We start from the raw sequence: 19451 nt of genomic DNA on the forward strand, positions 1-19451 counted from the left end.
TAGTGTTCGGGTGAACACATTAATATTTTTTCTGCCATAATTAGTTTTCCGTTGCACCTTGTTTTGTCGCTAGTTCTAATGCTTCTTTCATTTTTGCTTCGTCATCTGTTTCGATTACAAAATCTGCAGAAGAAATATCTTCTCTTTTTCTGCCAACTTCTACTTTTGTGGCATAACATTCTATTCCAAGTGCGTTAATTTGATCTAATAGCTTTGATAGTACCAACGAATCAATAATATGTCCTCTCAATTTCAATGTTTTTTGCATAATTTACCTCTCTTCTGTTTTTATTATACGGGCTAAAACCGTTTTAAAAAAGTTTATTAACAAATTCTTTATACTTATATTTAGATTGGAAATTTTCTACTACATTGAGATTTAATTTTAACCAAATCTACACCCTGGATTGCTTCGCTACCGCTCGTAATGACAGTTTTGCAAATTAAATACATAAGCGACAACAATAAAGGTGCCTTTGGCACTCGCAAAGACAGCTATTTAACCATCTCAGCTTCTAAGCTTCTCATTTTATGCAGATACTCCATATTCCCGCGTTCAATTACCCATCTTGCGCAGCTAAAACCACTTGAAGATATACTTCTGCAATAACTGTTATGTGAAAATAACATTCCCGGAGAATTTCCGCCAAGAGGTATAATACCTTTTTCGGTTAATCCAAAATAAAAACAATCTTTTCCATTTTGGTTAGGCGGTTTAGCACCATTTATATCCGCCATAATTATTGCACAAGTTGAAGGATTTGAAATATAAGAGTCTAACGAACAAGTTGCATCTGTACTAAAGGTCAAAAGGGCAACGCCATCTATTAATAATAATTTATCCCAATTTATTTTATATAATGACCCCCAAGTAGAGATTTCTCGTCCGTCCAGATATTTGTAATTTCCATCATAAAAGCAACAATGCTGAAATACTCCACCAGTATCCGCTAATTTTAAAAAAGGTCTTAATTCTCTTAAATAATAAGTATTATTTGTCCAAGTGCTTGGTGAGCCGTTTTCAACCACAGCAAGTTGATATGCTTGTTGCAAAATAGAATAAGTTTTTTTTAATTTAGTTATGGTTTCTCTTTCTTCCCAAGATTGCAAAAGGCTCGGAATAGTTGTCATAGCAAGTACACCTATAACCAGCAATGTTATCAAAACTTCTGCTAATGTAAATGCTTTTGTATTTTCTCCTTTATTCATAGTTTTTATTTTAGCAGAGTTTTTATAAAGGATAAAGTTTTAATATCTTCAGCTTAAAAATATTTATCCACGGCAAATTTAAACTGTTCCATAAACAAATTTTTGAAATATTCAAGACTATTATTTTCATAAAAGAGGATAACGGCTTTTTTGTATTCGCTTTCTTTTATGCTTCTGTATGAAAGAGGACAATACTCATTTGCAAACAGTATTGCATTTGCCAAAATCCTTCCTGTTCTTTTATTGCCGTCTTCAAAAGGCTGTATATAAGAAATCATTAAAACCGTTATTAGTGCTTTTGCTATAATATTTTCGGTTTCGTTTATTTTTTTGATAAGTTTTTCCATAGCTTCTTTTATTTGGTGTTTATTATCCAATGGCTTATAATTAGTACCCACAATTCCCACGGGCGAAGTTCTTAACCCCTTATTAACATTTAAATCGGCGGTTAAAATAATGTGCAATTCTTCAATTTTTTTTAATGTGAGTGTCTTATAATACCCGCTGTTTTCGAAAATATATTCTAATGCCTTCTTATGATTTAGTATCATAAAAGCTTCCTCTTTTTTGTGCCCTTCCGCTTCAATATTGTCTTTAACTAAAACTTCTGTATCTAAAAGAGAGTAAGTATTGCCTTCGATTTGAGAAGATTTCCAGCTCAATTCAATAAGAATCCTCTCAAACTCTTTTCTTAAAACAGCAGGGCTTAATTTACCAATTTTTTCCCTGTAAATACCGTTAATTTTTTCCAGTTGTAAAATTTCTTGTGAATTAAATATCTTCTTTAATTTTGTAAATATATCAAAGTTGAATCGTGTATATTTTATTTTTCTTGTATCTGTATCTTCGTTAAAATAATCGGTAACGTTATATTTTCTTAAAAGCTCATTTGATTGGGCAGGGTGATATGCAATGCTTCTTGCTTTTCCCGATTTTTTTATTAAATTGTTTTTTAACAGTGCTTCTAAATCTCTGATTATTGTAACTTTGGAGATTTTTTCATCAACAGAGTTAATATAATTTTCAACTTCTGCTCTTTTAACAGATTGATTTTCGTTTATGAAATCAAAAATTTTAGACTGACGTTTAGTAAGTTGCATAGAAAATGCCTTGTATTATCGTATCATTGTTATTGTATTATCGTATCATATTGAAACGATAAGTTCAAGCTTTTGCCAAAGATGTGCTATAATCAGGTTGCAAAGTTACCGGAGAGATAAAATGAAGGCGCAGGATTATATAGAGTTAGAAAAACACTACGGTGTAAGCAATTATAAACCGCTTGATGTTGTTGTAGAAAAGGCTTCAGGAGTTTGGGTTTATGACGTCGAAGGCAAAAAATACTTAGACTGCCTGAGTGCTTATTCAGCTGTTAATCAGGGACATTGCCACCCCAAAATCATGCAGGCGATGACAGAGCAGGCGCAAAAAGTTACTTTAACCTCAAGAGCCTTTAGAAACAATAAATTGCCGGAATATTACGAAAAAATCTCTAAACTGACAGGCTTTGAGAAAATTCTTCCTATGAACAGCGGTGCGGAAGCTGTTGAAACGGCAATCAAAACCGCCCGAAAATGGGGATATCAAAAAAAAGGAATAAGCGAAAACAACGCTGAAATCATAGTATGTTCAGAAAATTTCCACGGCAGAACAAGTACTATAGTGAGTTTTTCTACTGATGAAGGGGCAAGAAAAGAATTCGGACCTTTCATGCCGGGGTTTAAAATCGCACAGTACGGCGACTTAAAAGCAATAGAAAACCTTATAAACGAAAACACCGCAGCTGTTATGCTTGAACCTATCCAGGGCGAAGCCGGTATAAAAATCCCGCCGGAAGGGTATTTAAAAAGTATCAGAGAACTTTGCAGCAAGAATAATATTCTTATGATTTTGGATGAAATTCAAACCGGATTTGGCAGAACAGGCAAAATGTTTGCATTTGAACATGAAGGTATAAGACCTGATATGGTAACGGTCGGCAAAGCGTTATCAGGCGGATTTTATCCGATTTCAGCGGTTTTAGCCGACAAAGATGTTTTGGATATCTACAAACCCGGCGAACATGGTTCAACCTTTGGCGGAAATCCTTTGGCTGCAGCTATTGCTATGGCGGCATTAGATGTTGTTGTGGAAGAAAATCTGATTGAAAAATCCAAAGAACTCGGTGAATACTTTATAAGCAAACTTAAAGAAATACGCTCCGATGCCATTAAAGAAATCAGAGGCAGAGGGCTTTTTATAGCGATAGAGTTAAATACTTTAGCCCGTCCTTACTGCGAAAGACTGTTTAAAGAATACGGGATTTTGGTCAAAGAAACCCACGAAAACATCATTCGTATAGCCCCTCCTTTAGTGATTACAAAAGACGAAATAGACTTTGCGATTAAAGCTTTTAAAGAAGTTTTTGAATAGAAATATAACATACATTAGTTATTACTTTAAAAATTTCCTTGTTCTTTCAATTTTATTGAATATACCGGTAAGTTTTTTCGTTGCTATTTCCAATAATACATTTGAGGGGTAAGAACTTTGTTCTAAGTAAGATAAAGCATTTAAAACAGCATTTACTTCAAGAATTTTTTCTGATATTAATTGGTTTGTTTTTACAAGAAAATTTTTTCTATTCATTCTTATACTTCCTTTTGTTAAGTTATATTTCCGAAAATAGCTTAATATCGCTATTATTAGTCTTATTAAGCTTTAATAATATATTAAATAGCTTTATTTGTCAATTGATAGCTTAATAATTATAATTATAGACATGAATTTAAAAGCCAGAGAACAAATAAAATCATTACTTGCGCAAGAAGATTTAATGATGAAAGAACTTGCTATTGAGTTGGGTAAAGCACTCAATAAAAGTTATACGCTTGATAACTTATCTAAAAAATTAAGAAACGGTTCTATTCCATATAATCAGGTTGCTTTAATTGCAGATATTTTGGGATATAAAATAAAATTCGAAAAAGAAGAATAATTTTACTTCTCCAATTCTTTAACCAGGTTTTTGGCAATTTCAACGGCAGGCAATAGCTTGGGCTTGGATTTGCCCGCTAGTACATAATCTTTTATCAATAATCTTGCATAAGTGCCTAACGCTATACCGTCAAGTTTCAGCCCTTGCTGCCCGGCAAGTTTCATTGTTTTGCTGTTTGTGCCGCCTGAAGCGATAAGTATAATATCTGATATATTTTGAAAGTTTTTGCATTCTTCAATTGCCTTTTGCGTTGTTTCTTCTCTATTGTCAAATCCGCTCATTGAGCTGCCGTCAGCTTGTACTATCAACTTTTGGGGGGCAATTATTTGTTTTACTTTTTCTATTATTTCAATTTTTTCCGCAGGAGTTTGAGAAGAACTTATACAAATTCCGATTTCACCGTCAAAATTGTCCTTTAAAAACTCAAAACATTCCGCCAAATCGGCGTTTTTGCCGTTAGTATGGATTTCAATGTAATTAACGCTTTTTGTCGGTATTTCTTTGAACTGTTCTTCAAAGGTTTTTGCATTGTCCTTTAATTTAATTGCGTTTTTAGGGCAGACTTTAACGCAAACTCCGCAGCCGATGCAGCTTTTTTCATCTACCTTAATATTGTGTGTTATAGCTTTATGCGGGCATTTTTTGACACATTTTTTGCATTGAACGCATTTATCTTTATTAATATGGGCGGTTTTGCTATGCACATCATCGCTTAGTGTTATGCTTGCGCATATATGAAAATCTTTATCAGGATAAATCTTTTCCAGGATTTTTTTAGTCTTTTTAATTATTTTTTTATCCGCACCAGTATCAAATACCCTCACTCCCGCAAGAGCGTAGACCTTTACGGTTTTTTTTATTCTTTTTGGGTTTTGGTTATTTGCACCCAAAATAATCTTGATGTTTTTTTGCGAAAAAATATTGCTCATATTATCAAGCATAACACAATTATTTCACGTAAGACATCAGTATTAAGCTTTTAAGGAATTCTTTTTAAGTTTGTAGGCCACTGCATCAACAAGCAATTGGAAGTTCGGCGAATTTTTAATTGAAGGTGAGAATTCTTTAACCAAAGCTTCTTCAATAATGGTATTCAGCTGTTCCGTTGCAGATACTTTATTTTCAGGTTCTTCACAAATCAAGTCAATATATTTTGATTTATTTGAGTAGTCTTTAATCCCTGAATACAAGAACAGCTTGTATTTAGCGCTTGAACTATTTATATTTTTTACGTATTTAAAATTACGCTTAGCCATTTTTCATTACTCTTTTTTAGTTACATTTATATTAAATAATAACATAAAATTTTTTGCCTGTTTATTAACAATATTTTACAATTCATGCAACTTAATTAATCCGACATGTAGCAGGTGTCTTAAAATTATTTTTTGTAAAATCATACGCTTAAAGTAAGCCAAATCCCCAAACTTATGTTTTAATAGTTAAAGACTTTATTTTTATGGTTAAAATTATGATTTTAAATACAACAAAATTCGGCGAGGTCGAAGTTAACGAAGATTATATATTTGATTTTGTAGAGCCTATTTTAGGATATGAAGATTTAAAGAAGTTTGCGCTGGTGGATTATGACAATGATTCCCCGTTCAAATGGCTTCAATCAATTGAAAACCTTGAACTGGCATTGCCTGTTACTATCCCTGCTTTTTTCGGAATTAATTATCAGTTCACAATCCCCGATGAAAAAGTAGCATTGCTTCAGGCAGGAAATGCTGATGATATTTTATCTTTAAATATAACAAATATTCCGAAAGGTCAGCCCCAAGAAGCCACTGTTAATTTAGTAGCGCCTATAGTAGTAAACATTAATAATAAAAAAGCTATGCAACTGGTACTTAGCAATACGGATTTCTCGGTAAAGCATAAACTTTTTGCTTCAAAGGAGTAAAAATGCTTGTATTAAGTAGAAAAACAGGACAAAAAATTATAATAAATGACGATATAGAAGTTGTTGTACTTGAAGTAAAAGGCGACACCGTCAAGCTTGGCATCGAAGCTCCGCGCAATGTTACTATATACAGACATGAAATTTATGAAGAAATTAAGCAGGAAAACCTCAAAACTGCCAATCAAACAAGCCTTGATGATATCTCAGTGGCAATCGATATGCTTAAAACGGGCTTGAAAATTAATGATTCAATGTCTGATAAATTAAACAAAATTACCGTAAAAAAGCCGAAAGATGAATAAACAAGAGCAAATCAATTTTTTGCAAACGTTAATTTTTAAAGAAAAAGATTTCTTACATGCCATGGATTTTATAGAGGAATCTGCTTTTTCCGGTGAAAATGATTTTTTAGAATTTAAAGCACATATCTTCTTCGGGCTAAAAGAGTATGACAAAGCAGCGGATTTGTTTTACCGGGTGAAAAAATTTTACCATGCTTCTTATGCACTGCTGCTAAATCATGACCCGCAAAAAGCTTATGAAATAATCCAGCTGGCTGACGTATCAGGCGCCGCACTTTGGCAAAAAACAATGTGCGAATTATTTACCTCCGAAATTAAAACCATACCGGGCTATATGCAGATAAAATGTTTTTTGGAAAAAGATTTATCGCTTTTTATAAAATTAGGGCTGATTGACTATATTCAGAAGCTTTTAGACTATAATGAACTGTTTTTTGACATTAACCCCGAATCCTATAAAATTTTTGCAAAAGCTTTTTTGTACAATAATTATCCTGACTTGGCATTCGAGTTTTTGCAAAGAGCTTTGGACTTTACCCAAAAAGACCCCGAAATTTATTATTTGCACGGGCTTTACTGTATTGACAGAGGAGAAATACAAGATGCCAAGCGTTATCTGTCAACCGCACTAGCCCTGAGTAATCACTATCTCCCTGCAAGAGAACTGCTTGAGCAAATCTCAAAAACTATTCTATCGGATTAAACTTTTTATGAATGAAAAATAAACAAAAAACAACTAAGTTGTTTTTACGGACTATGCATTTTGAAGGTTTATGATGAGTAAGAATCAGAATTTTAAGGATGAAATCTTTAAAACCCCTGCTCTAAAAAAAGACAGGGTGCTTAAGTCTATAAATAATTATTTATCGCAATTGAAACTGCACTTTGATTTAACGGATAAAGAATTGGCTGAAATTATACAAATTCTTAATTCACAACACAAAAAGTGTTTATCCTCTAAAAAGTGGTGGTATATATTTAAATAAGCAGATAGCATAAAAGATGTATCTACTTTGACTTGAAGTTGAGGCTCGTATATAATGAGTTTATAGAAGAAGAGTGTAGGAAGACTATGAGCGACGAAAAAGAAGAAAAACCCGGTCTTGAAATAGATGATAACACCATTAAGACGCTTTTTGGGCTGGCGGGTATTCCCGTGCCTGAGAATATAAGCAACGAAGAGCTTATGAAGATGGCAAACACATTGAAGGACAAGATGACTAAACTTCAATCACAGCCAAATGCTGCGGCGGAGCCTGCACAGGATGCTGCTGCTTCCAAACAAAATACAACAGTTGTAAATGAGTTTCTAAAAGGCGGGGTAGAACAAACTCGTCCGCGTTCTGTTTTAATAGTTGATGATTTAGGGGTTATTGTTTACCAGCTTGAGTTGTTATTCAAAAAAATGGGGTTTGAAGTTACTACTTCTAACAGAGTAAGCGACTGTATTATGAAATTTAAGAAAAAAGATTTCGGTTATGTGATAATGGATTTATTTTTACCTACTGAAAAAGAAGGGTTTTTACTGCTTGATGAACTAAAAAAATTAGTCCTGTTATGCAAGCTGGATACAAAAATTGTTGTTATGACCGCTTCTTCGAAATCTGATTACAAGATTAACTGCAAAAATCGCGGCGCAGACTTTTATATAGAAAAAACCCACGGCTGGCAAAATGAACTTATAACTTATTGTAAGTAAGGAATATAAAATGGAAAAACCCTCTACAAAATTAACCCAATTTATAACGGATATTCTAACCATGCCGATTTGGATTAAACAAACTCTGTATGTTTACCTGAAATATAAGCTGGAGGAAGAAATCACGGATGCATATCTCAATAATGTTGCTATTGAAGATATTTTCCAACTGCATAAAGCAGAACTTACTTACAACGGCAAAAAAGAATTTGAACAACGAACTTTAAAATTAGATGAAAAATGTTATACATTTATGCAGGATTCTATTAACGGGCTTACTATTGTAGAGATTGCGGTTAAAAATTACTGGAAATTGCAGGAAATGGCGGAAATATTTACCAACTGTCTTGATAAAGAACTGATTAAAAAAACTGCTTCCGAGAAAATAATAGAAATGGTACGCTACATCAGCGGAGAAACACGTCTTGGCGAATATTTCGTAAGAACAGGACGTATCTCAATAGAACAGCTGCAGGAAGTTCTGACCCAGCAGGAAAAAATCGAAAAAGCTACAGGTGAAAAAGTCGGGGTTGCTACTATATTGGTTAATCTTGAATATATCAGAGAAGAAGAAGTAAAGGCTCTTATCCGCTTCAAAGAAGAAAGCAGACGCCGCTTTATTCTGAAAAGCTCTAAATATACTTCGGAAGAAATTGAAGGTGAAACAGAGTCTGAACTTATGCGAATTAAGCTTCTGAATGAAAGAATTTTAAAAGAAAATAAAATTCTCAAAGACCAGCTTAGAAAAATTTTGAATTTGCCTAAATCATAATGGTGCAGCATAAGACTATTATTGAATATACAAGAAATAACATAGTCGAAAAAGCCTATATGGGTTCTATCGTTGTTATAGACAAAAATAAAAACACGGTCTTTGAATTTTCAAATCAAAACGACAATTTTATTTTCCGCTCTGCCCAAAAACCATTTCAAGCTTTAAATATACTAATAAGCGGAGCTTTTAATACTTATGATTTAAACGAAGAACATCTGGCAGTTATAAGCGGTTCGCATTCAGGTACAGAAGCACATTCAAGAACAGTGAAAGAAATTTTAGCCAAAATAAACTGCACCGCGGAGGATTTGCTTTGTCCTGCAAGTTACCCTTTAGATAAAGCAGCTTATCTAAATATGATAAAAAACGATGTTGCACCTCAAAAAATCCTACATAACTGTAGCGGAAAGCACTGTGGTATGCTCGCTGTTTGCAGGGTTTTGGGCTTGGATATAAAAAATTATACGGATATTAACCATCCTGTCCAAAGGCAAATTATCAAACAGACTTTAGAATTATGTGAATTTGAAGAAGAAATCACGGCAAAAGACGGCTGCTCAACCCCTGTGCTTGCAATGCCGCTTAAAAATATGGCAGCGGGTTTATCAAACCTTTATAACGATAAAAACGGCAAAAAAATTCTTGAAGCCTGCCTGAAATATCCGTTCCTTTTTGGCGGTATGCAAAGATTTGATACCCTGATTATTGAGGCTTCAAACGGTAAAATATTTGCCAAAACAGGAGCAGAAGGGCTGCTTTTGGCTTTTAATTCAGAAATCGGGCAAAGTGCCGCCATCAAGGTTTTGTCTGACGATATGACGGCAAGAAGTACGGCGGTCTTGGCGCTTTTTGAAAAATTAAGCTGGGTTGAAAAAGGCTTTTTAAAAGAGCAAAAAATAGTTGATACCAGGGTTTTATTTTAATTATTTGTATTTTCTGGCATTTTGTGATTGTGTTCGTGTTACTGAAATCACATCAGGCAGAGCGCTGAGCGCATTCATAATCCGATTAAGATTGTCTATGTCTTTTATTTCCAAGCCCAAATCTATTGTACCGATTTTACGCTGTTTGGTTGTAACATTTGCGTATAAAATATTGGTTTTATTATCAGCTATTTTGCCCAGTACTTCTTGAAGCACTCCAACCTTGTCATGAGTTTCAACCTTTATGGGAACGGTATATATTTTATTAACTTCCACCCCTGACCATTTAATATTCATAAGTCTTTCAGGCGGTATAGAATTGAGCGCCGGGCAGTCTATCCTGTGTACGCTGACCCCCCTGCTTCTTGTAACAGCTCCCACTATAGGCTCTCCGGGAATAGGGGAACAGCATCGTGAAATATGATACAGCATTCCTTCAAGACCGATAATATCGCGTTTGGTATCTTTGAACTTCCTTGGCGCTTTTATTTTAACTTCATCTTCCTGTTTGCCGAGTTTTGGCAGCTTATTGGCTATTTTATGCAGTGAAATTTCGCCATAACCAAGAGCCGAAAATAAATCATCTGCGGAAGTGTAATTAAGTTCTTTGGCTACTTTTGTGAACTCGTCAGTCTTTAAGTATTCTTCAAATTTATTTTTTGTCAGCTCATGTTCGAGAATTTCTCTGCCAAGCGCCTCATACTCTTCTTTTTTGTTCTTTTTAAACCAAAGTTTTATTTTTGACTTGGCATTATTTGACGAGGCAAAATTTATCCAATCAAGTTTAGGGTTAGAGGTTTTGGAGGTTATAATTTCCACAAAATCGCCTGTCAAAAGTTTGGTATCAAGCGGCACAATCCTACCGTTAATTTTAGCCCCCACGGTTTTGTGTCCTACTTCTGTGTGTACACGGTACGCAAAATCAATCGGAGTAGCACCGTTGGGTAAGTCTATAACATCACCCATCGGCGTAAACACAAATACCTGGTCTGCAAATAAATCCAACTTAACCAAATCAACATATTCTTTGGCATCTTTTGCATTTTCCTGAACTTCCGCCAGCTTACGCAGCCAGGTAAAAGAACTCTCTTTGCTTAAAACTTTGACTGAACCCGATTCTTTGTACTTCCAGTGCGCAGCAATACCGAACTCTGCTTCTTCGTGCATTTGCTGTGTTCTTATCTGAATTTCAACAGGTTTGCCTCTCGGTCCTATCACGGACGTATGCAAAGAACGGTAGAGATTGCTTTTGGGCATAGCTATATAATCTTTAAACCTGCCCGGAATCGGTTTAAAGGTCGAATGGATTATGCCTAAGACTTCGTAGCATTCTTTTATATTATCAACTATTACCCTTACCGCCGTAATATCAAAAAGCTCGTGATAATCCTTCTGCTGTCGTTTCATTTTGTTATAAATACTATAATAATGCTTTGCCCTGCCTTTTATTTTTGCTTTTATATCCACCTGCAAAAGCGCGTTGTTTATTTTATCTACAATGGTTTGGACAATCTCATCTCTTTCGGCTTTTGTTTGGGCAACGTTTTTTGCCACTTCGTAATATTTTTCCGGCTCTGTATAGCGCAAAGACAAATCTTCAAGCTCTGCTTTAATTCTGCCGATACCTAATCTGTTTGCAAGAGGGGCAAAAATTTCAAGCGTTTCCTGCGCTATTTTCTTTTGTTTAGCTTGCGGCATATGGTTAAGCGTGCGCATATTATGAAGTCTATCTGCCAGTTTGAGCAAAATGACCCTCATATCATCCGCCATAGAAATAAACATTTTTCTGAAGTTCTCTGCCTGCCGCTCTTCGTTAGATTTAAACTCGAGTTTTCCCAGTTTTGTTACGCCATTTACAAGCTTGAGAACATCATCGCCGAATTTCTCTTGAATTTCCTGCGGTTTTACATCAGTATCTTCTAAAATATCATGCAAAAGAGCTGCTGTAATTGTCTGGACATCTGCCTTAAATTCCGCCAGAATTTTTGCTACTTCGACAGGGTGTATTATGTAGGGTTCTTCGCTTGCTCTGTATTGACCGTCATGATGAGAAAACGAAAAATCGAACGCAAAGCGAATTCTGTCAATTTCTTCCTGACTTCTGTCTTGTTTTTTTAATATTGTTTCCAGTTGTTTATAAACATTTGTTGACATGGTATTCTTATTTTACAACTTTTTTTAACTTATGCAAAATACAAACACGCTAAAAATTTCAGAAAAAAATAACGGAATTGTCTTTCAGATTAAAGCTGTTCCTAATTCTTCCTGCTCCAAAATTACCGAAATCAACGAAGAGTTCATAAAAATAAAGCTTTACGCCCCGCCTGTTGAAGGAAAAGCAAACAAAGAAATTATTTTAATCCTCTCAAAAATGTTCAAAGTTCCTAAAAGTTCGGTGAAAATTTTGCACGGAGAACAGGGAAAATTAAAAACGATTTTTATCGATATTTCAAAAAAAGAATTTTTAAAAATACTTTACGATTACCCCTCTTGCATTTAATTTTTAAAACATATATAATTATGCGGTAAAGTATTTATACAAATACTAATTACTTTAATACGTCATGCATAGGATATATAGGGTTTTTACCCGATTATATCCTTTTTTTATTAAAATCGGTCCTGCGTTGCCGCAGGCTTCTTTAACCTCCGATCTGCCGCCAAACTTCCCGTTTCTTTCCTCCCGCGCTTTCTCATGCCTGCTTGATAAAACCCCGAAAAAGTGCTACCATTTTGGCAATATGGGGTCAGATTAATGAAATACATTTCTCTATTAGACATAATAGGTCCCGCGATGGTCGGACCGTCAAGTTCACACACTGCAGGTGCTGCAAGGATAGGTTTTCTTGCGGGCAAAATTTATGAAGAACTGCCTAAAAGCGTACAAATAAACCTTTACAACTCCTTTGCCCAAACAGGTAAGGGTCATGGCACGGATAAAAGTATTCTGGCAGGAATTTTAGGACTTGGTGTGGATGATGAAAATATAAAAAATTCATTCCAAACAGCAAAACAAAAAAATTTAAAAGTTAGTTTTGATTATTTACAAGCGCCTGAACGCCACCCGAATTCCTGCGATATAATATTCTTTGACGGCAAAAAACGCATGAAAATCACCGCTGATTCCCTTGGGGCAGGTGAGATAAGAATTACTTCCATCGACGGATTTGAAGCCAATTTGCAAGGAGATTACTTTACATTGTTTTTGGTCTACAAGGACAAACCGGGCATGATTTCCAAAGTAACTTCCATAATTCAGGAAAACGGAATTAATATAGCCAATTTGTCCTGCAGCCGTACTAACAAAGGTGAAACCGCTTCTATGACTATTTCTCTTGATACCCCGCTCGACAACAATATAGTCGGGAAAAAATTAGCCAAAATACAAGATATTTATACAGTAAGAAATATAGATAAATTAAGGAAATAAAATGCTTAATCCGACCCGTTTTGAAGAACTGAAAAACATTTGCGAAGAGCAGGAGAAGTCGCTTTTAGACCTGATTATTGAAATAGAGCTGGTTAATACCGAAATATCAAAAGAAGACTTTTTCAATTCGTTAAAAAGCACTCTTTATATAATGAAGCAAGCTATTAAAGACGGGCTTAAAAACGAAGAAAAAACGCAGAGTAAAATGGCGGGAAGCGGTGCAAAACAGCTAAATAAAAAATTGGATAAGCGCTCTAATTTTAACCCTCTTTATAATAAAATAATTGTTTATGCAATGAGCAGCGCCGAACAAAACGCAAGGATGGGCAAAATTGCAGCCTGTCCGACAGCCGGCTCCTGCGGAATTGTTCCTGCGGTACTGACAGCTTACGGTGAGGAATTAGGTTTAAACGAAGAAAAACAAATTGAAGGACTGATTATTGCAGGAGCCGTAGGAAAAATCATCGCACAAAAAACAGCCCTTGCAGGCGCCTGCGGCGGCTGTCAGGCAGAATGCGGAGCCGCCGCGGCTATGGCAGCGGCGGCTATTGTTCAAATGCTCGGCGGCAGCTTAAGCAAAATTCTGAACGCTGCTGCTCTGGCATTAAAAAACGTACTGGGCTTAACTTGTGACCCTGTGGCAGGGCTTGTTGAAGTACCTTGCGTAAAAAGAAATTCTTTTATGGCTGTTCATGCAAGTGTAGCAGCCGAATTAGCTATGTCAGGGATTAAAAGCGTTATTCCTGTTGATGAAGTAGTTGATGCACTTGCTCAAACAGGGATTTTAATGTCGCCCTTGCTCAAAGAAACCTCACAAGGCGGTCTTGCAACCACCAAAACAGGTAAAAAAATCAGCGAAAAACTTAACAAACAATGGTTTGAATAATCGGGATTAACCGCTTGGGCGGATAAAAAATCATATTTTTCAGGGTAAAGTTACCAAGTTATCTCTAATTAGGAGAAATCTTATGATAAAAGAACTTCATGAAACGAATTTTGACGGGTTTATTGCTTCAGGAATAACGTTAGTTGAATTTTTTGCAACCTGGTGCGGATATTGCCAAAAGCAACAGACTGTGATTGAAGAGCTTGCCAATGACAATATAACCGTAGGACAGGTTGATGTAGACAAAAACTTGGCATTGGTGCGCCAGTATAATATTGTTTCTTTTCCGTCATTTATTATTTTTAAAGACGGAGAAGCGGTAAAAAAATTTAGCGGATTGCACAGCAAAAACGCTATTATGCAATTCCTTTCACATTATTTGAAATAACTATTTTTTATTTTCACCGCAGCATTTTTTGTATTTTAATCCGCTGCCGCAAGGACAGGGGTCATTTCTACCGATTTTTTTCGTACTCAGGGTTTCACCTAAATTTTGGCTTGCATTAAATTCATCCCTTGCTTTTGCAAGTTTAGTTTCAATAGGCGCTGCCTCTAAAAGCTGCTGCATTTGCATTTCAAACTTTGTGCGGAATAAAAACATAACCGTTTCTCTTTGAATTTCGCTCGTCATACTGTTAAACAATAAGAAGGCTTCTTTTTTATATTCAATAAGCGGGTCTTTTTGTCCGTACGCTCTCAGCCCTATGCCGTCTTTTAAAGCATCAATGCTGTGAAGATGGTCTACCCACTTGTCATCAATAACCTTGAGCAAAATATCACGTTCTATAGAGCGCATCATATTATTTTTTGTGCCGGCTTGCTGGTCTTCATCGGTATCTGATTTTATAAAACTGTTGTAGAAGGTTATAATTTCTTTTTCATGTTCTTTGTAAGCTTCTTTTGCCTCATCAACAATTCTTTCTTCCAGTTCATTAAGCTTCATCCCGCTTAAATCATGCAAAAAGCTCAAATCTATAGGCGGAAATACGCTCAACAAAGCTTTTTTAAGATGTTCCAGAGTTTCATTATCTATATTTGCAAGCGCCTGATTATTATCTATATAATTATATAATGTTCTTTGTGCTTCTTTTTCTATCATAAAACTTATATCAGAATAAAGATTTTCACCCTCAAGCACTTTTCTGCGCTGCTTATAGAAAATTTCACGCTGGCGATTCATTACATCATCGTACTGTATAACCTGTTTTCTTATGTCAAAGTGGTAAGTTTCCACTTTCTTTTGTGCCGATTGAATTTGTTTTGTAATAATTCCGGCTTCAATTGCCATATCATCAGGGATGTTTAAAGTTTCCATAATCATAGCAATTTTTTCACCGCCAAAAATTCTCATCAGGGTATCTTCAAGCGATAAGTAGAATTTTGTAGAACCGTTATCACCCTGACGGGCTGCTCTTCCCCGGAGCTGGTTATCAATACGACGTGATTCATGTCTTTCCGTACCGATTACATGCAATCCGCCTGCAGCTACTACTTCGTCATGTTCTTTTTGGGTTATATCATAAGCTTCTTGCAAAACTCGCTCTTTTTCTTCTTCATAATTTTCGCTTTCGGTAGTAATGCCCTTTTCATCAAGTATAGTTTTTGCCAAAAACTCGGGGTTTCCGCCAAGTAAAATGTCCGTACCTCTCCCTGCCATATTTGTTGCAATAGTTATAGCACCTGCCCTTCCCGCCTGAGCGATAATGACAGCTTCTTTGTCGTGCTGCTTCGCATTAAGCACGTTATGAGGCAAGCCCTTTGCTTTTAAAAGCTTTGATATATATTCGGATTTTTCAATACTTACTGTACCGACTAACATGGGTCTTTTTAATTTATGGTTTTCTGTTATTTCGTTGATAACCGCATCGTATTTAATCTTTTCCGTTTTATAAATCGCATCGGGCAAGTCTATTCTCACGTCTTTTTGGTTGGTCGGGATTGATGTTACTTCAAGATTATAAATCTTGCCGAATTCGGCTTCTTCCGTAATAGCAGTACCTGTCATGCCTGACAGCTTAGGGTACAGTCTGAAAAGATTTTGGAAAGTAATACTTGCAAGAGTTTGCGTTTCATCCTGAATTTTTACCCCTTCTTTTGCTTCGATAGCCTGATGAAGTCCGTCTGACCAGCGTCTGCCTTCCATAAGACGACCGGTAAACTCATCTACAATCATAACGTCGCCGTCTTTTACGATATAATCCGTGTTCCTTATGAATAACTCTTTAGCACGCAAAGCCTGTATAAGGTGATGGGCATACTGGGTAGAAGGGTCATAAAGGTCTTGAACACCAAGCATTTCGCAGGCTTTGTCTATACCTTCTTCGTTCAAAACAATATTTTTATTTTTTTCTTCAATTTCATAATCAACGGGCGCGGACAATTTGGGTGCAATTTTTGCCATTACTTTATATGTTTCAGCGGACTTTTCCAGCCTGCCGCTTATAATTAACGGTGTTCTCGCCTCGTCAATCAAAATACTGTCAACTTCGTCGATTATCGCAAAGTAATATGGTCTTTGGGCGCATTGTTCCAAACTTCCCGCCATATTATCCCTTAAATAATCAAACCCGAACTCATTATTAGTTCCGTATGTAATATCACACGCATAAGCATTTTTCTTTTGCACAAAATCATCGGCGCTGCGGTTGTTGGCAAGAATTACCCCTACGCTTAGCCCCAGGAATTTATAAATCCTTCCCATCCATTCACTGTCCCTTTTTGCAAGGTAATCATTGACGGTAACAACATGCACGCCTTTGCCTGTTAAAGCGTTCAAATAACATGGCAAAGTAGCCACAAGAGTTTTACCTTCGCCGGTTCTCATTTCTGAAATTTGACCCTTGTGTAAAAAGTAGCCGCCTATAAGCTGCACATCAAAATGCCGCATATTAAGAACTCTTTTGCCTGCCTCTCTGACTACCGCAAAAGCTTCGGGGAGAAGTTCGTCTAACGCTTCCTGCTCCAGCTTATAATCCAGTGATTTATCATCTGATTTTTTTCTTTTGTTTAAAATTTCTTTGAACTCATCTGTTTTAGCCCGCAGCTGCTCGTCTGTAAGTGCGGATATTTCAGGTTCCAATTTATTTATATGTTCAACAATCGGCGTTACCGCTTTGATTTTTCTGTCGTTAGGGTCGCCCAATATTTTTAGTAAAAAACTTATCATGAAAAATTTCTCCCTCTAATTTTGAGTTTATCACAAATTTTTCAAATATAAGCTCTACCTTAATTATTTCTTAAAGTTTCATTTTGAATTTCAAAGATTTTTTTAATCCCCGCTTCGCACGTATCTAACAACTCAACAAGCTGTTCTTTACTAAAAGGCGCACCTTCAGCCGTGGATTGAAATTCAATAATTTCACCCTTGTTGTTCATAACCACATTACAATCTGCCTGTGCGGTTGAATCTTCGCTGTAATCAAGGTCTAAGAGGACTTCATTATCCGCCAAACCCGCGCTTATCGCTCCTATATTGCCTATGATAGGATTTTCTTGTATTAAATTATTATCAAGAAGGTATTGAACTGCATCGCACAACGCTACAAATCCGCCGCTTATACTTGCGGTTCGTGTACCGCCGTCGGCTTGTATAACATCCGCATCTATGGTTATTGTCCTTTCGCCGATTTTTGTTAAGTCTATACAGCCTCTTAAACTTCTGCCGATAAGACGCTGTATTTCCTGCGTTCTTCCGGATAAGTTCATTCCCCTGTCTCTTGATACCCTGGTATTTGTAGAACTCGGCAAAAGCGAATATTCGGCGGTTAGCCAGCCTTGTCCGCTATCTTTTAACCATCTGGGCTGCCTTTCTTCTATCGTAGCCGTTACTATAACTTTTGTATCTCCAAATTCCGTTAAAACAGAACCATGGGCATGCCTGGTGAAATTTCGTGTAAATTTTATATCTCTTAATTCTTTATTGGCGCGGTTATTTGCTCTTTGCATAACTTCTCCCCGTTATATCTTCTTTTGGTAATCATACCATAGAGTTAAACTTTTCACCCCTTCCATGCCAGTATTCGAGCATGCCAAAAACGGATAAGCATGCCGGCATGGGAAAACAAATTTTATACAAAAATTGCTCATGGCATGGAAACTAAACTCTATTTTTGTAAAATTTACCCCTCCTGAAAAGCAATCATTACAATATTCCCTGGATATATGTGAAGTATTGTAACAATATATATCAAATATGAAATCCATATATACTTTTCTTTTTTATTAAGGAGAGGGCAACCTCAAAAACAATCAGCATTGTAAACAAAACTTAACAAAAACCGACAAAAAATTAAAGAAAAAAACAAACAATGCCGATAAACAAATTAAGAAAGCAAAATAAAATAGAATAAGGAGTATAAAAATGGGTTTAGCAGCAAGTCAAGCAAGATTATTATCACTAGTAGCAAGAAAAAGTGACCTTGAATATCAAGGACAGGTTATTAACTCACGTCGTTTACAACTGGCATACAAAACAGCAGAAATTGCAAGAGCGTATTCAGATGGTATGAACGATATGCAAATCATGCAATCTCAAACAGCTCAAAATGCAAGCGGTATTACAAACGCCACTACAAAAGAATGGTCGCGTTTAAATCTGGCTGATATGAAAGAAGCAGGCTTTATGATAGCAGATGCTGACGGTAAATATGTTGATGATATGTACGATACTACAACAGGGCTGCCAAGCGGTTCTACATCAAAACCAATTACAACAACAACTTATGCTACAGGCACAAATAAAGAAACTCCTGTTGGTAAAACTGTAAAAGATGGTGACGAAATATCTTACTATACCTGGGATGCAACAACTAACGCATATAAAATTGTAACAGATGAAGATGCTATTAATAACTTAAAAGTTAATACATTCACCGCCGCTAATAAAAACGAGGAAACAACTCAAAATGTCATTACTCAATATGGCAACGGCAATGGTATTGATTTACAAACAGGTTTGGTAAGCGGTAAATATCAAATTTTAACAACAGCTTTTATGACTTATAGAAATTCAGAACCGGCATCTACAATGACTTTAGCGGAAGCAATCGAAGCCTACAAAGAGCAAACAGGCAAATATGACGATTCTGCCTGGGGCATTGACTGGAGATCTGATACAACAAGCACATTCAAACAAAAATACTATACAGAAAACGATGAAGCAGTAGCAGCACAATACGAAGCTGACAGTGCAGAAGTTCAAGCTCAAGACAAAAGATTAGAAGTTGAACTTAAAAATATCGAAACTCAACACAAAGCAGTTGAAACAGAATACGAAGCAGTGAAAAAAGTTATCGACAAAAATATTGAAACTTCGTTCAAAACATTCGGTTAAGAATTAACGTCA

23 protein-coding genes are annotated in these 19451 nt (G+C 35.9%); 14 read left to right on the forward strand and 9 right to left on the reverse strand.

Translation table 11 applies throughout. The annotated features are described in order from the left end of the window. Positions 1-40: 40 nt before the first annotated feature. The 3 genes from PHX18_08245 to PHX18_08255 all read right to left on the reverse strand — a co-directional run bounded on the left by PHX18_08245 (position 41) and on the right by PHX18_08255 (position 2309). Positions 41-268, reverse strand: coding sequence for a hypothetical protein (locus PHX18_08245; GenBank protein MDD3594601.1), 228 nt, complete (start codon positions 266-268; stop codon positions 41-43). 227 nt (positions 269-495) lie between these two features. Continuing rightward, positions 496-1209, reverse strand: coding sequence for a type II secretion system protein (locus PHX18_08250; protein MDD3594602.1), 714 nt, complete (start codon positions 1207-1209; stop codon positions 496-498). A gap of 53 nt (positions 1210-1262) precedes the next feature. After that, the gene (locus tag PHX18_08255) at positions 1263-2309 is read right to left on the reverse strand and encodes a Fic family protein (GenBank protein ID MDD3594603.1); all 1047 of its coding nucleotides are present in this window, start codon (positions 2307-2309) and stop codon (positions 1263-1265) included. A gap of 121 nt (positions 2310-2430) precedes the next feature. Between PHX18_08255 and rocD the strand changes: the two genes are divergently transcribed. Then, positions 2431-3621 carry an ornithine--oxo-acid transaminase gene (rocD, locus tag PHX18_08260; protein ID MDD3594604.1) on the forward strand — a complete coding sequence of 397 codons (1191 nt, stop codon included), beginning with the start codon at positions 2431-2433 and terminating at the stop codon, positions 3619-3621. A 21-nt stretch (positions 3622-3642) separates the two neighbouring features. Here rocD and PHX18_08265 read toward each other — a convergent pair whose 3' ends face one another. Beyond that, the gene (locus PHX18_08265) at positions 3643-3837 is read right to left on the reverse strand and encodes a hypothetical protein (GenBank protein MDD3594605.1); all 195 of its coding nucleotides are present in this window, start codon (positions 3835-3837) and stop codon (positions 3643-3645) included. A 133-nt stretch (positions 3838-3970) separates the two neighbouring features. Between PHX18_08265 and PHX18_08270 the strand changes: the two genes are divergently transcribed. After that, on the forward strand, positions 3971-4186 hold the full coding sequence (locus PHX18_08270) for a hypothetical protein (GenBank protein MDD3594606.1): 216 nt from the start codon (positions 3971-3973) through the stop codon (positions 4184-4186). Positions 4187-4188: 2 nt separating this feature from the next. On the opposite strand, the gene PHX18_08275 is transcribed toward PHX18_08270, so the two are convergent. Next, the gene (locus PHX18_08275; GenBank protein ID MDD3594607.1) at positions 4189-5127 is read right to left on the reverse strand and encodes a 4Fe-4S binding protein; all 939 of its coding nucleotides are present in this window, start codon (positions 5125-5127) and stop codon (positions 4189-4191) included. 30 nt (positions 5128-5157) lie between these two features. Further along, positions 5158-5442 carry a hypothetical protein gene (locus PHX18_08280; protein ID MDD3594608.1) on the reverse strand — a complete coding sequence of 95 codons (285 nt, stop codon included), beginning with the start codon at positions 5440-5442 and terminating at the stop codon, positions 5158-5160. A gap of 215 nt (positions 5443-5657) precedes the next feature. Here PHX18_08280 and fliW point away from each other — a divergent pair, with 215 nt between their 5' ends. The 7 genes from fliW to PHX18_08315 all read left to right on the forward strand — a co-directional run bounded on the left by fliW (position 5658) and on the right by PHX18_08315 (position 9791). Then, a complete protein-coding gene (fliW, locus tag PHX18_08285; GenBank protein MDD3594609.1) occupies positions 5658-6092 on the forward strand; it encodes a flagellar assembly protein FliW in 435 nt (144 codons plus the stop codon). A 2-nt stretch (positions 6093-6094) separates the two neighbouring features. Further along, positions 6095-6394 (forward strand): carbon storage regulator CsrA, encoded by a 300-nt coding sequence (csrA, locus tag PHX18_08290; protein ID MDD3594610.1) that lies wholly within the window; start codon positions 6095-6097, stop codon positions 6392-6394. Continuing rightward, positions 6387-7097, forward strand: coding sequence for a hypothetical protein (locus tag PHX18_08295; GenBank protein ID MDD3594611.1), 711 nt, complete (start codon positions 6387-6389; stop codon positions 7095-7097). Before csrA ends, PHX18_08295 begins: the two co-directional genes overlap by 8 nt. Positions 7098-7167: 70 nt before the next feature. Continuing rightward, the gene (locus PHX18_08300) at positions 7168-7380 is read left to right on the forward strand and encodes a hypothetical protein (protein ID MDD3594612.1); all 213 of its coding nucleotides are present in this window, start codon (positions 7168-7170) and stop codon (positions 7378-7380) included. Positions 7381-7466: 86 nt separating this feature from the next. Further along, complete coding sequence (locus PHX18_08305) at positions 7467-8093, forward strand: response regulator (protein MDD3594613.1); 627 nt, start codon at positions 7467-7469, stop codon at positions 8091-8093. Between the two features lie 10 nt (positions 8094-8103). After that, positions 8104-8865, forward strand: a complete 762-nt coding sequence (locus PHX18_08310) for a hypothetical protein (protein ID MDD3594614.1) — start codon at positions 8104-8106, stop codon at positions 8863-8865. After that, positions 8865-9791: an asparaginase gene (locus tag PHX18_08315; protein MDD3594615.1), complete on the forward strand. Its 927-nt coding sequence runs from the start codon at positions 8865-8867 to the stop codon at positions 9789-9791. The genes PHX18_08310 and PHX18_08315 overlap by 1 nt, the downstream gene beginning before the upstream one ends. On the opposite strand, the gene PHX18_08320 is transcribed toward PHX18_08315, so the two are convergent. Further along, positions 9792-11945, reverse strand: coding sequence for a bifunctional (p)ppGpp synthetase/guanosine-3',5'-bis(diphosphate) 3'-pyrophosphohydrolase (locus PHX18_08320; protein MDD3594616.1), 2154 nt, complete (start codon positions 11943-11945; stop codon positions 9792-9794). A 31-nt stretch (positions 11946-11976) separates the two neighbouring features. Here PHX18_08320 and PHX18_08325 point away from each other — a divergent pair, with 31 nt between their 5' ends. The 4 genes from PHX18_08325 to PHX18_08340 all read left to right on the forward strand — a co-directional run bounded on the left by PHX18_08325 (position 11977) and on the right by PHX18_08340 (position 14495). After that, on the forward strand, positions 11977-12291 hold the full coding sequence (locus tag PHX18_08325) for a DUF167 domain-containing protein (protein ID MDD3594617.1): 315 nt from the start codon (positions 11977-11979) through the stop codon (positions 12289-12291). 255 nt (positions 12292-12546) lie between these two features. After that, on the forward strand, positions 12547-13221 hold the full coding sequence (gene sdaAB / locus PHX18_08330; GenBank protein ID MDD3594618.1) for an L-serine ammonia-lyase, iron-sulfur-dependent subunit beta: 675 nt from the start codon (positions 12547-12549) through the stop codon (positions 13219-13221). 1 nt (position 13222) lies between these two features. Beyond that, complete coding sequence (sdaAA, locus tag PHX18_08335; GenBank protein MDD3594619.1) at positions 13223-14107, forward strand: L-serine ammonia-lyase, iron-sulfur-dependent, subunit alpha; 885 nt, start codon at positions 13223-13225, stop codon at positions 14105-14107. An 82-nt stretch (positions 14108-14189) separates the two neighbouring features. Then, the gene (locus PHX18_08340) at positions 14190-14495 is read left to right on the forward strand and encodes a thioredoxin family protein (GenBank protein MDD3594620.1); all 306 of its coding nucleotides are present in this window, start codon (positions 14190-14192) and stop codon (positions 14493-14495) included. Here PHX18_08340 and secA read toward each other — a convergent pair whose 3' ends face one another. Next, entirely contained in the window at positions 14496-17273 is a 2778-nt protein-coding gene (gene secA, locus PHX18_08345; GenBank protein MDD3594621.1) for a preprotein translocase subunit SecA, read from the reverse strand. A 59-nt stretch (positions 17274-17332) separates the two neighbouring features. Beyond that, positions 17333-18052, reverse strand: a complete 720-nt coding sequence (rph, locus tag PHX18_08350; GenBank protein MDD3594622.1) for a ribonuclease PH — start codon at positions 18050-18052, stop codon at positions 17333-17335. A gap of 415 nt (positions 18053-18467) precedes the next feature. On the opposite strand from rph, the gene PHX18_08355 reads away from it, so the two are divergent. Continuing rightward, positions 18468-19439, forward strand: coding sequence for a hypothetical protein (locus tag PHX18_08355; GenBank protein MDD3594623.1), 972 nt, complete (start codon positions 18468-18470; stop codon positions 19437-19439). Positions 19440-19451 lie beyond the last annotated feature (12 nt).

The organism is Candidatus Gastranaerophilales bacterium (assembly GCA_028696075.1).
Taxonomy (GTDB): domain Bacteria; phylum Cyanobacteriota; class Vampirovibrionia; order Gastranaerophilales; family JAILCC01; genus JAQVHS01.